The 12683-nt window shown below is 69.8% G+C and carries 12 protein-coding genes; 8 read left to right on the forward strand and 4 right to left on the reverse strand.

Annotation, left to right across the window (positions count from 1 at the left end):
* Positions 1–5 precede the first annotated feature (5 nt).
* Together NS331_RS19135 and NS331_RS19140 are read right to left on the reverse strand one after the other, a co-directional pair.
* Complete coding sequence (locus NS331_RS19135) at positions 6–974, reverse strand: DUF58 domain-containing protein (RefSeq protein WP_058643550.1); 969 nt, start codon at positions 972–974, stop codon at positions 6–8.
* 14 nt (positions 975–988) lie between these two features.
* Complete coding sequence (locus NS331_RS19140) at positions 989–1909, reverse strand: AAA family ATPase (protein WP_058643551.1); 921 nt, start codon at positions 1907–1909, stop codon at positions 989–991.
* A 77-nt stretch (positions 1910–1986) separates the two neighbouring features.
* On the opposite strand from NS331_RS19140, the gene NS331_RS19145 reads away from it, so the two are divergent.
* Entirely contained in the window at positions 1987–2946 is a 960-nt protein-coding gene (locus tag NS331_RS19145) for a histone deacetylase family protein (protein WP_058643552.1), read from the forward strand.
* Positions 2947–2961: 15 nt separating this feature from the next.
* On the opposite strand, the gene NS331_RS19150 is transcribed toward NS331_RS19145, so the two are convergent.
* Positions 2962–3297, reverse strand: a complete 336-nt coding sequence (locus NS331_RS19150) for a hypothetical protein (RefSeq protein ID WP_058643553.1) — start codon at positions 3295–3297, stop codon at positions 2962–2964.
* Positions 3298–3437: 140 nt separating this feature from the next.
* On the opposite strand from NS331_RS19150, the gene NS331_RS19155 reads away from it, so the two are divergent.
* The 5 genes from NS331_RS19155 (at position 3438) to NS331_RS19175 (ending at position 9682) form a co-directional block, all read left to right on the forward strand.
* Complete coding sequence (locus tag NS331_RS19155) at positions 3438–4751, forward strand: mechanosensitive ion channel family protein (RefSeq protein WP_058643554.1); 1314 nt, start codon at positions 3438–3440, stop codon at positions 4749–4751.
* 238 nt (positions 4752–4989) lie between these two features.
* A complete protein-coding gene (locus tag NS331_RS19160; RefSeq protein ID WP_058643555.1) occupies positions 4990–5739 on the forward strand; it encodes an electron transfer flavoprotein subunit beta/FixA family protein in 750 nt (249 codons plus the stop codon).
* A 2-nt stretch (positions 5740–5741) separates the two neighbouring features.
* Positions 5742–6674, forward strand: a complete 933-nt coding sequence (locus NS331_RS19165; RefSeq protein WP_058643556.1) for an electron transfer flavoprotein subunit alpha/FixB family protein — start codon at positions 5742–5744, stop codon at positions 6672–6674.
* A gap of 149 nt (positions 6675–6823) precedes the next feature.
* A complete protein-coding gene (locus NS331_RS19170; RefSeq protein ID WP_058643557.1) occupies positions 6824–8614 on the forward strand; it encodes an acyl-CoA dehydrogenase in 1791 nt (596 codons plus the stop codon).
* A gap of 105 nt (positions 8615–8719) precedes the next feature.
* Positions 8720–9682: an NAD(P)H-dependent flavin oxidoreductase gene (locus NS331_RS19175; protein WP_058643558.1), complete on the forward strand. Its 963-nt coding sequence runs from the start codon at positions 8720–8722 to the stop codon at positions 9680–9682.
* A gap of 81 nt (positions 9683–9763) precedes the next feature.
* On the opposite strand, the gene NS331_RS19180 is transcribed toward NS331_RS19175, so the two are convergent.
* The gene (locus NS331_RS19180; RefSeq protein ID WP_058643579.1) at positions 9764–10546 is read right to left on the reverse strand and encodes an IclR family transcriptional regulator domain-containing protein; all 783 of its coding nucleotides are present in this window, start codon (positions 10544–10546) and stop codon (positions 9764–9766) included.
* Positions 10547–10804: 258 nt separating this feature from the next.
* Between NS331_RS19180 and NS331_RS19185 the strand changes: the two genes are divergently transcribed.
* Positions 10805–11716: a shikimate dehydrogenase family protein gene (locus NS331_RS19185; protein WP_058643559.1), complete on the forward strand. Its 912-nt coding sequence runs from the start codon at positions 10805–10807 to the stop codon at positions 11714–11716.
* Positions 11717–11754: 38 nt separating this feature from the next.
* A complete protein-coding gene (locus NS331_RS19190; RefSeq protein WP_058643560.1) occupies positions 11755–12588 on the forward strand; it encodes a shikimate dehydrogenase family protein in 834 nt (277 codons plus the stop codon).
* Positions 12589–12683 lie beyond the last annotated feature (95 nt).

Consider the following 12683-nt stretch of genomic DNA (forward strand, 5'->3'; position numbering starts at 1 on the left):
TCTTCTCAGGGTGCCAGGGCAAGGGCTTCGAGGCAGGCGCGCCGGTGCGCCTCGCCGCGTGCCGGCCCCAGGCTGCGCCCGCCGATGCGCAGGCCGTAGTCCAGCTCCAGCCGGTCGGCCTGCAGCACCCAGGCCGCCAGGCGCGACAGCCGCGCCTCGGCATCGGGCAGGCCGGTGGCGGCGGCGTCCAGCCACAGCGAATGGCGCGAAGACTGCTGGCTGTCGCGGCTGACCAGTTCCTCGGAGCCGGCCGCCTGCGCCCGCGCCACGCGCTTCCACACCAGCTGGCGCAGCGGATCGCCCCGCTGGTAGGCGCGCACGCCCTCGAAGCCGCTGCCGCCGGCCTGGCGCCGCGCCGGGCTGGTGTTGTCGGCATCGGCCGGGCCGGTGGGCAGCGGCGGCGCGCCGACTTCAGGGGCGGGCCACACCAGCAGCTGCGCCGCTGGCCGCCATACGGTCCAGACGCGGAAGGCGCCCATCGGGAAGCGGGTTTCTGCCGTGAGCGTGGGCACGGCGTGCAGGCCACGGCGCGGCGGCAGGAAGGCGATGTCCACCGTGGCCTCGCCCTGCGCCGGCACGTCCGTCCAGGCCCAGTGGCCGCTGCCGCGCACTGCCAGGCCGATGCCGAAGCGGGTGCGCCGGCCCGGGTTGTGCATCACCACGCGCAGGGTGGCCGCCGCGCCGGCGTGGCCGGGCAGGGGCGGCAGCAGGTGCAGTTGCAGGCCGCGCAGCGTGGCGTGGCCCACGTGCATGCCGGCCGCTACGCAGCCGGCGATCAGGAAGGTCAGCAGGTAGCCGAGGTTGAGCTGGTAGTTGATGGCGGCCACCAGCAGCACCAGCAGCGTGGCCGCCAGCATCAGCCCGGCGCGGGTCGGCAGGATGTAGACCTGCCGCTGGGTGAGCGTGAGCTGGTCGCTGGGCGGACGGCGCGCCAGCAGCCAGGTCTCCACGCGCTGGCGCAGGGCGATGGGCATCGGCGTCGGGGGACTCAGGGCAGCGGCACCGCGGCCATCATGGCGCGCACCTGCTCGACGGCGCCGCGGCCGGCATCGCCCACGGGATTCAGGCGATGGGCGATGGTCTGCGGCAGCACGGCCTGGACGTCGTCGGGCGCCACGTAGTCGCGCCCGGCCAGCAGCGCCTGCGCCCTGGCGGCGCGCAGCACGGCGATGCCGGCGCGCGGCGACAGGCCCTGCAGGAACCACCGGCCGGAGCGCGTGGCCTCGATCAGGTCCTGCAGGTAGGCCAGCAGCGGCGGCGCCGCATGCACCTGCTGCACGCGCTGCTGGATGGCCCGCAGCTCGTCCGCCGTGAGCAGCGCCGGCAGGCTGCCCAGCATCTGGCGCCGGTCGGCACCGGAGAGCAGCGCCAGCTCGGCCGCGCGATCCGGGTAGCCCAGCGAGATGCGCATGAGGAAGCGGTCCAGCTGCGATTCCGGCAAGGCGAAGGTGCCCAGCTGGTCCAGCGGGTTCTGCGTGGCGATGACGAAGAAGGGCTCCGGCAGCGGCCGCGTCTGGCCTTCGAGCGTGACCTGCTTTTCCTCCATGGCCTCCAGCAGCGCGCTCTGCGTCTTGGGGCTGGCGCGGTTGATCTCGTCGGCCAGCAGCACCTGGGTGAACACCGGTCCGGGGTGGAAGACGAAGCCCTGCTGCCCGCGGTCGTAGATGGACACGCCCGACAGGTCGCCCGGCATCAGGTCGGCGGTGAACTGCACGCGCGAGAACTGCAGCCCGAAGGTGTGGGCCAGCGCATGGGCCAGCGTGGTCTTGCCCACGCCAGGCACGTCCTCGATCAGCAGGTGGCCGCCTGCCAGCAGGCAGGCCACGCCGTCGCGCACCTGGGCGGGCTTGCCGACGATCACCGTGTTAAGCTGATTCAGCAAGGCGGCGAGCTTGGCGGCCACGTCCATTTTGGTATCCATCCGCAGAAGATAGCGCATGCGCCCCGGCCGGCCGCCGCCTGGGGCCATGCACGAGAAGACGAGACATGGGCAACACCGGCTACTACACGCACCGCGATTTCTGGAAGCATGAAATGGGGCGCGGCCACCCGGAATGCCCCGAGCGCCTCGACGCCATCGAGGACCGCCTGCTCGCCACCGGCGTCGCCGATGCGCTGGAGCGCCACGACGACGACATCCCGCTGGCCACGCTGGCGCAGATCACCCGGGCCCACAGCGCCAACCACATGGAGACGCTGGAAGCGCTGTCGCAGCGCCTGGTGGCCGATGCGCCCGCCGGCGGTCCTGCCCACGCGCCCTTGGACCCCGACACCTCCCTCTGCCGCGGCACGCTGCTGGCGGCACGCCGCGCGGCCGGCGCCGCCATTGCCGCCACCGACGCGGTGATGGCCGGCCGGCTGCAGAACGCCTTCTGCGCCGTGCGTCCGCCCGGCCACCATGCCTGCCGGGAGCAGGCCATGGGCTTCTGCTTCCTGAACAACGTCGCCATTGCCGCCCGCCATGCGCTGGACGAGCATGGCATCTCGCGCGTGGCGGTGGTGGACTTCGACGTGCACCACGGCAACGGCACCGAGGACATCCTGGCCGGCGACCCGCGGGTGCTGATGGTGGGCATCTTCCAGCATCCCTTCTACCCCTTCAGCGGCACCGACCATCCGGCCGACAACATGGTCAACGTGCCCATCCCGGCCTACACCCGCGGCATGGACGTGCGCGAGATGATCGAGGCCGTCTGGATGCCCCGGCTGGAGGCCTTCCGGCCCGAGCTGGTGATCGTGAGCGCCGGCTTCGACGCCCATCGCGAGGACGACCTGGGCCAGCTCGGCCTCAACGAGAACGACTACGTCTGGATCACCAGCCGCATCCGCGAGGTGGCCGACCGGCATGCCAAGGGCCGCATCGTCTCGCTGCTGGAAGGCGGCTACAACCTCGACGCGCTGGCGCGCAGCGTCGAGGCGCACGTGCGGGTGCTGGCCGATCTCTGAGTTTCAGGCATCGCATCAGGCCTGCCACACGCCGTAGCCCGCCTCGCGCAGGCCGATGGCCAGTTCCACTTCCATCTCGGCGGCCGCCCGGTAGGGCATGGGGTTGTAGGCCTCGTACAGCTCGGGCATGAGCCGCACGCCGTACTTCAGCACGAAGCGGTTGGCCTGCACGCCGGCCATGTGCCGGTCGAAGCGCAGGTCCGGGTCCAGGCCCGTCATGCCGACGTAGACGCAGGGCTTGAGGATGTCGTGGTCGGGATTGGCGCGGCGGAAGGCCGGCTCGTTCCACACGCGCTCGGACAGCAGCACGACGTAGACGTGGTGGTGGTCGCGTGAGCGTCGGCGCGGCATGGGCCGGCGATTGTGCGTCGGCGCCGTGCCGTGCGGCGCGGCCGGCCGTCGGCGCTCGATGGCGCAGGCGACACGGCTTGGTACCCTCGCCGATTCCGCAACTCCCGTGACCTTTCCCCTGGAGGGAAAGCCGCCAGCGCATGCTCGACTGGAATGGATTCGTACAGCGCCTCTCCGAGGTGCATGCCCGCACGCTGTGGATCGAGATCGCCGCCCTGGCCCTGTGCCTGCTGCTGGCCTGGGGCGTGACCCGCTGGTTCGGCCGCGACCAGCCGGCGGACTCGATCTGGTTCGGCGAACGCAGCTTCGACGGCCTGCTCTTCCCGCTGCTGGCGCTGGCCTTCACCGACCTGGCCCGCCGGCTGCTGCTCACGGTGCAGCCCACGCTGCTCTTGCGGGTGGCGGTGTCGATCTTCCTGGCGCTGCTCGCCATCCGCCTCTTCGCGCGGGTGCTGCGGCGCGTGTTTCCGGCTTCGGCGCTGGTGCGGCTGGTGGAGCGCACCATCTCCTGGGTCGCCTGGGCGGCGGCCATCCTGTGGATCGTCGGGCTGCTGCCGCCGGTGCTGGCCGAACTGGAGGCCATCAACCTGGGCTTCGGCAAGACGCGCGTCAGCCTGCGCACGCTGTTCGAAGGCGTGCTGTCGTGCGGCGTGGTGCTGATGATCACGCTGTGGATCTCGTCCACCATCGAGAAGCGGCTGCTCACGCCGGCGGTGAGCGACCTGTCGATGCGCAAGGTGGCCTCGAACGCGGTGCGCGCGGGCCTGCTGCTGATCGGCCTGCTGTTCGCGCTGTCGGCCGTGGGCGTGGACCTGACGGCGCTGTCGGTGCTCGGCGGCGCGCTGGGCGTCGGCCTGGGCCTGGGCCTGCAGAAGCTGGCGGCCAATTACGTGAGCGGCTTCGTGATCCTGCTGGAGCGCTCCATCCGCATCGGCGACAGCGTGAAGGTGGACACCTTCGAGGGCCGCATCACGGACATCAAGACCCGCTACACGCTCATCCGCGCGGGCAACGGCCGCCAAGCCATCGTGCCCAACGAGACGATCATCACCAACCGCGTCGAGAACCTGACGCAGGCCGACCTGAAGACCAACCTCAACACCGTGATCGCCGTCGGCTACGACAGCGACGTGGCGCAGGTGCAGGCCATCCTGTGCGAGGCAGCCGCCGCCCAGGACCGGGTGCTGGAGGACCCCAGGCCCGTGGCCTTTCTCACCAACTTCGCGGCCGACGGGCTGGAGTTCACGCTCAATTACTGGATCAGCGACCCGGACAAGGGCAAGGACAGCGTGCGCTCGGCGGTCAACGTCGCGGTGCTGCAGGGTTTGCGGCAGGCGGGGGTGGACATTCCCTATCCGCAGCGCGTGGTGCATGTGGCGTCGGTGCCGCCGGGCGCTGGTTTGCCGATGCGTGACGCGGCGGACGGAAGCGGCAGCCGCGCGGAGGCGGCGTAGCGCCAGGCGCGCCGCCTTTCGGGCTTTGCCCCTCGGCGCCTGTCGCCAATGCTGCAGCGCCAGGCGATTGCGTCACTATAATCTTCAAAAAAGCACGATCGTTCTTTTTCGATTGTTGCCCGTCGCACTCGCTCGGCAGCAGCCCGACCCGCATCGGGCATGCGCGCAAGGGCGAGTCCTAGAATGTTGAGTTGGGTTGCACTGCAACACGCCTTTTGCCATCAACGGAGTCAAACCAATGAAGATCCTGGTCCCCGTCAAGCGGGTCGTCGACTACAACGTGAAAGTGCGCGTCAAGAGCGACGGCAGCGGGGTGGACATCGCCAACGTCAAGATGAGCATGAACCCCTTCGACGAGATCGCCGTGGAAGAGGCGGTGCGTCTGAAGGAAAAGGGCGTGGCCACAGAAGTCATCGCCGTCAGCTGCGGCGAAGCCAAGTGCCAGGAGACCCTGCGCACCGCCATGGCCATCGGTGCCGACCGCGGCATCCTGGTCGAGACCACCGAAGAGCTGCAGCCCCTGGCCGTCGCCAAGCTGCTCAAGGCCCTGGTCGACAAGGAGCAGCCCTCGCTCATCATCCTGGGCAAGCAGGCCATCGACGACGACGCCAACCAGACCGGCCAGATGCTCGCCGCCCTGGCCGACCTGCCGCAAGCCGCCTTCGCCAGCAAGGTCGAGGTCGAAGGCGACAAGGCCAAGGTCACGCGCGAAGTCGACGGCGGCCTGGAAACCCTGAGCATCGGCCTGCCGGCCGTGGTCACCACCGACCTGCGCCTGAACGAGCCGCGCTACGTCACGCTGCCCAACATCATGAAGGCCAAGAAGAAGCCGCTGGACACCGTCAAGCCCGAGGACCTGGGCGTGGACGTGAAGCCGCGCCTGAAGACCCTGAAGGTCAGCGAGCCGCCCAAGCGCGGCGCCGGCGTGAAGGTGCCCGACGTCGCCGCACTGGTCGACAAGCTCAAGAACGAAGCCAAGGTGATCTGAACATGTCCGCACTCGTCATTGCCGAACACGACAACCAGTCGATCAAGCCCGCCACGCTGAACACCGTCACGGCCGCCGCTGCCTGCGGCGGCGAGGTGCACGTGCTGGTGGCCGGCCAGAACGCCGGCGCCGCCGCCCAGGCCGCCGCGCAGATCGCCGGCGTGGCCAAGGTGATCCATGCCGACGGCGCGAGTCTGGCCGACGGCCTGGCCGAGAACGTCGCGGCCCAGGTACTGGCGCTGGCCGGCGACTACAGCCACATCCTGTTCCCGGCCACCGCCGCCGGCAAGAACGTGGCCCCCCGCGTGGCCGCCAAGCTGGACGTGGCCCAGATCAGCGACATCACCAAGGTGGACAGCCCCGACACCTTCGAGCGCCCGATCTACGCCGGCAACGCCATCGCCACCGTGCAATCGGCCGATGCCAAGAAGGTGATCACCGTGCGCACCACCGGCTTCGATGCGGCGGCTGCCACCGGCGGCAGCGCGCAGGTCGAGACCAAGGACGCCGCGGCCGACAGCGGCAAGAGCGCCTTCGTGGGCCGCGAGGTGAGCAAGAGCGACCGCCCCGAACTGACCGCCGCCAAGATCATCGTCTCGGGTGGCCGCGCCCTGGGCAGCAGCGAGAAGTTCCAGGAAGTGATGACGCCGCTGGCCGACAAGCTGGGCGCTGCCATCGGTGCCAGCCGCGCCGCGGTGGACGCGGGCTACGCGCCCAACGACCTGCAGGTCGGCCAGACGGGCAAGATCGTGGCGCCGCAACTGTACGTGGCCGCGGGCATCTCGGGCGCCATCCAGCACTTGGCGGGCATGAAGGACTCCAAGGTGATCGTGGCGATCAACAAGGACCCCGAGGCGCCGATCTTCAGCGTGGCCGACTACGGCCTCGAAGCCGACCTGTTCACGGCCGTGCCGGAGCTGGTGAAGGCGCTCTGAGGCCCGGCCCCGCGCCAGCGCACTGACGCAAGGGCATCGTTCGCGATGCCCTTTTTTCTTCGCTGCGGGCCGACGGGCGCCGCGTGCAGCTTCGTCGTCCGAATGCTCGGCCGACGCTTCCATCCGCCATCGCCATTCGAGGAGACACCATGAGCTACACCGCGCCCATCAAGGACATGCTGTTCGACATCCAGCATCTGGCGCGCATCGACGAGATTGCCCGGATGCCGGGATTCGGCGACGCGGGCCTGGACACCGCCGCCGCCGTGCTGGAGGAATGCGCCAAGCTGACGCAGGACGTGATCGCGCCGCTGAACGTGGCGGGCGACCGCGACCCCTCGTCCTTCAAGGACGGCGCGGTGCGCACCACGCCCGGCTTCAAGGAGGCCTTCCGCCAGTACGCCGAGGGCGGCTGGCAGGGCCTGCAGCATCCCGTCGACTTCGGCGGCCAGGGCCTGCCCAAGACCATCGGCGCGGCCTGCGGCGAGATGGTCAACAGCGCCAACCTCAGCTTCGCGCTGTGCCCGCTGCTGACTGACGGCGCCATCGAGGCGCTGCTCACTGCTGGCTCCGACCAGCTCAAGAGCACCTACCTCGAGAAGCTGGTGAGCGGCGAATGGACCGGCACCATGAACCTGACCGAGCCCCAGGCCGGCAGCGACCTGGCGCTGGTGCGCACCCGCGCCGAGCCGCAGGCCGACGGCAGCTACAAGGTCTTCGGCACCAAGATCTACATCACCTACGGCGAGCACGACATGGCGCCGAACATCGTGCACCTGGTGCTGGCCCGCGTGAGCGGCGCGCCGGAGGGCGTCAAGGGCATCAGCCTGTTCGTGGTGCCCAAGTTCATGGTCAATGACGATGGCTCGCTGGGCGCGCGCAACGACGTTCACTGCGTCAGCATCGAGCACAAGCTGGGCATCAAGGCCAGCCCCACCGCCGTGCTCCAGTACGGGGACCACGGCGGTGCCATCGGCTACCTGGTCGGCGAGGAAAACCGCGGCCTGGAGTACATGTTCATCATGATGAACGCCGCCCGCTATGCCGTGGGCGTGCAGGGCATCGCGGTGGCCGAGCGGGCCTACCAGCACGCCGTGGCCTATGCGCGCGAACGCGTACAGAGCCGGCCGGTCGACGGGTCGATGATGAAGAGCGCGCCGATCATCCATCACCCCGACGTGCGCCGCATGCTGATGACCATGCGTGCCTTCACCGAAGGCTGCCGCGCCATGGCAACCGTGGCCGCCGCCGCCTACGACGCCGCGCACCACCATGAAGACGCGGAGGTGCGCAGGCAGAACCAGGCCTTCTATGAATTCCTGGTGCCGCTGGTCAAGGGCTACAGCACCGAGATGAGCCTGGAAGTGACCAGCCTGGGCGTGCAGGTGCATGGCGGCATGGGCTTCATCGAGGAGACGGGCGCCGCCCAGTACTACCGCGACGCCAAGATCCTGACCATCTACGAAGGCACGACCGCCATCCAGGCCAACGACCTGGTGGGCCGCAAGACGGCCCGCGACGGCGGCCAGGCCGCACGCGCCATCGCCGCGCAGGTCGAGACGACCGAGGCCGAGCTGCTGGCCAGCCCCAGCGACGATGCCAAGGCCGTGGCCCTGCGCCTGAAGGCCGCCCGCCAGGCCTACCTGGACGTGGTGGACTTCATCGCCAGCCAGGCCAAGGCCGACCCCAATGCCGCGTACGCGGGCAGCGTCCCCTACCTGATGCTGGCCGGCAACCTGGTGGCGGGCTGGCAGCTCGCCCGTTCGCTGCTGGTGGCGCTGACGCCCGAGGCGCAGGCGCAGGACGCGGCCTTCATGCAGGCCAAGGTGGCCACCGCGCGCTTCTATGCCGAGCACATCCTGGTGAAGGCCGGCGCCACGCGCGATGCCATCGTCGGCGGCGCCGCCAGCGTCACGGCCCTGCCGCTCGACGCCTTCTGAGTCCGCCGCCGGCGATGCCCGCCTGTCGCCCATCGGACGGCAGGCGCGGCGGCCGGCCCCTATAACTTGCCCCGAACCATCGATTCACCCGAGAGGAGACTTCCCATGTCCAGACTGCCCGGCGCGCTCGCGCACCTGCCGCTGCCCATCATCGGCTCGCCCCTGTTCATCATCAGCAATCCCCAGCTGGTGATCGCGCAATGCAAGGCCGGCGTGGTCGGCTCGATGCCCGCCCTCAACGCGCGCCCGGCGGCGCAGCTGGACGAATGGCTGGCCGAGATCACCGAAGCGCTGGCGGCCCACAACAAGGCCAACCCCGACAAGCCGGCCGCGCCCTTCGCCATCAACCAGATCGTGCACAAGAGCAACGACCGGCTCGAGCACGACATGGAACTGGTGGTGAAGTACAAGGTGCCGATCATCATCACGTCCCTCGGCGCGCGCACCGACGTCAATGACGCGGTGCACAGCTACGGCGGCGTGACGCTGCACGACGTGATCAACAACAGCTTCGCGAAGAAGGCGATCGAGAAGGGCGCCGACGGCCTGATCGCCGTGGCGGCCGGTGCCGGCGGCCATGCGGGCGTGAAGAGCCCCTTCGCGCTGGTCCAGGAAATCCGGGAATGGTTCGACGGCCCGGTGGCGCTGTCGGGTTCCATCGCCACGGGCAGTGCCGTGCTGGCCGCGCAGGCCATGGGTGCCGACTTCGCCTACATCGGCAGCGCCTTCATCGCCACCGAGGAAGCGCGCGCCAGCGAGGCCTACAAGCAGGGCATCGTCGACGGCACCTCGGACGACATCGTCTATTCGAACCTGTTCACCGGCGTGCACGGCAACTACCTGGCGCCCAGCATCGTGGCGGCCGGCATGGACCCGGCCAATCTGCCGGAAGGCGACGTCAAGACCATGAACTTCGCCACCGGCGAAGGCAGCAAGGCCAAGGCCTGGAAGGACATCTGGGGTTCGGGGCAGGGCATCGGCGCCATCAAGAAGGTGCAGCCGGCGGCCGACTTCATCGCGCAGCTGCGCAAGGAGTACGAGGACGCGCGCCGCCGCCTGGTGGCCTGACCCGACGTCGCTCCCGCATCGACGCGCCCGCCCGCCGGCTCCGGCCGGCGGGCGTTTTTCATGGGGCCGTGCGAGCTGCCGTCAGATGAGGTTGCGCATCGCCTGGGCCGCCTCGCGCAGCACGGGCAGCACGCGGGCCACGGCGGCCTCGCTGCCCTCCTGGCCCATCGGCATCGTGACGTTGAGTGCGCCGTGCACCTCGCCGTGGTGGTCGCGCAGCGGCACGGCGATGCCGCGCGAGTTCAGGTCCAGCTGCTGCTCGGACAGGGCCCAGTCCTGGGCACGGATGCGCGCCATCTCGCGCTGCAGGGCGTCCGGGTCGGCCAGCGTGAACGAGGTGAACACCTGCAGCTTGCGGCCCGCCCACCAGGCCTGCGCCGCGGCGTCCGGCAGCAAGGCCAGCATGAGCAGGCCCGCGGCCGTGGTCTGCGCCGGCACGCGCGCGCCCAGCACGTAGCCGGTGCTCATCTGCCGCTGCGGGCCGTTGCGGGCGATGTAGACCACGTCGTCGCCGTCCAGCACGCTGAGGTAGGCCGTCTCGTGCGTGCCCACCGCCACGCGCTGCAGGAAGGGCTGCGCGATGCGCGGCAGCCGCGCCGAATCCAGGTAGGACTGGCCCAGCCGCAGCACCCGTGGCGTGAGCCAGAACAGCTTGCCGTCGCTCGCCACGTAGCCCATGTGCTGCAGCGTCAGCAGGTAGCGGCGCGCGGCGGTGCGGGTGAGCCCGGTGCGCTGGCCGGCCTCGCTGGCGGTCATGCGCGGATGGGCGTCGTCGAAGGCTTCGATGATGCCGACGCCGCGCTCCAGGCCGGCGATCCAGTCGCGGCGGTCGAGGCCGGCGGGCGCGTGCTCGTCCTGCCCCAGGGCGTCGGCGGAGGGCGGAGAATCGACGCTGTCGTCCGCGTGCAGCGATTCGGCGGCGGGTGCAGGTGCACGGCGTTGGGAGACCACGTACAAACCCTTAAGACGTTCGTTGATCGTTCAGTGTTGGGCGATTATCGAACGCGATACCCCGCCGCTGCCTGACGCGCGGCCGACCTGCCTTCTACAGTCGCGGCCGTTGTTCTGCGGCCGTGATCCCGTTTCCACTGGCGCATCCCGACCCCTGGAGTGAACGACCCGATGGCTTCCATCACCGGCAAGACCGACCTCTACCTCATCCCTGGCGACCCCGTCACCAACGTGCGCCTGCCGCGCATGTTCAACGCCGTCTTCGAGCGCTGCGGCATCGACGCCGTGATGGTGCCGGTGCAGGTGCGCGCACGCGACTTCGCGGTGTGGCTCAAGGCAAGCTTCCTGGGCCACAACGTCCGCGGCATGCTGATCGCGCCGCCGCACAAGCCGCTGGCGGTGGACCTGCTCGACGGCTGCGGCCTGTTCGCGCGCGTGGCGGGCTCGGTCAACATCGTGCGGCGCACGAAGAGCGGCGAACTCGAAGGCGATCTGTTCGACGGCGAAGGCATCGTCGGTGCGCTGGACTGGTTCGGCATTCCCTTCCGCGGGCAGCGCGTGCTGATCCTGGGCGCGGGCGTGAGCGCGGCCGCCATCGGGGTCTCGCTGGCGGAAGGCGGCGGCGACGATGGCGCACGCCACATCGCCTTCTACGACCCGGCGGCGGGCAAGGCGGCGGGCACCGCGGCGCGCATCGACGCCGCCTTCGATGCCGAGGTGGTCGCTGCGGCCTCGGCCGATCCGTCGGGCTATGACCTGGTCATCAATGCCACCCAGGTGGGCCTGCAGGGCGAAGAGACCTTGCCCTGCGACGTGGCCCGCCTGGCGCCGCATGCGGCCGTCTTCGACATCCTGCTGCGCGGCCAGCCCACGCCCCTGGTGCGCGCCGCGCGTGCGCGCGGGCTGCAGGCGCAGCCGGGCTTCGAGATGCTGATCCAGCAGATGGCCCACTACTTCGACTACTTCGACCTGCCGCAGGCCGCGGCCCTCGTGCGCGAGGACGCCGGCTTCCTGCGGCAGATCATCTACCCGGCCGAACTCCAGGCCGAGATCGCCCAGGCGCCCCGGGGCCGCCAGGGCTGATCGCTTTCAGCGTTTTCCGCCCCCCCACGACTGCATCCATGATTTCCGGCAAGACCACCCTCATCGCCCACATCGGCTATCCCACCGAGAGCTTCAAGGCTCCGATGATCTATAACCCCTGGTTCGACAAGAAGGGCATCGATGCGGTGGTGGTGCCGATGGGCGTGAAGCCCGAGGACTATGCGGCCTTCCTGCCGCTGCTGTTCCGCATGAGCAACATCCGCGGCGCGCTGGTCACCATGCCGCACAAGGTCACGACCATGTCGCTGGTGCACGAGACCACGCCCACCGCGCGAATCGCGGGTGCGTGCAATGCCGTGCTGCTGCGTGCGGACGGCACGCTCCTGGGCGACCAGTTCGATGGGGCCGGCTTCGTGCGCGGCGTGGAGCGCAAGGGCCGAAGCTTCCGCGGTGCGCGCGTGCTGGTCTCGGGTTCGGGTGGCGTGGGCTGCGCCATCGCTGCCTCCATCGCTGCAGCGGGTGCGGCGCACCTGTCGCTGTTCGACCTGAACACGGCCTCGGTCGAAGGCCTGGCCGAACGGCTGCGAGCGCACTATCCCCAACTGACGGTGAGCACCGGCTCCAACGACCCGGCGGGTTACGACGTGGTGGTCAACGCCACGCCGCTCGGCATGAAGGAAGGCGACCCGCTGCCCTTCGACGTCGAGCGCATCGCGCCCACCACCTTCGTCGGCGAGGTCGTGATGAAGACCGAATACACGCCGCTGCTCAAGGCCGCCATGGCGCGCGGTTGCCAGGTGCAGGTGGGCACGGACATGCTGTTCGAGATGATTCCGGCCTACCTGGAGTTCTTCGGCTTCGGCACGGCAACGGCCGAGGAACTGCGGGAAAGTGCGACGCTGAAATACTGAAGTCTGCGTGCTCGCGCCAGCGAAGGCCGCCGGTCCCACAGGGCCGGCGGCCTTTTTGTTTTGGCGCCGGCAACGGGCTTTTTCATGACGCTTCT

This window comes from Pseudacidovorax intermedius (assembly GCF_001476815.1).
Lineage (GTDB): Bacteria > Pseudomonadota > Gammaproteobacteria > Burkholderiales > Burkholderiaceae_C > Xenophilus > Xenophilus intermedius_A.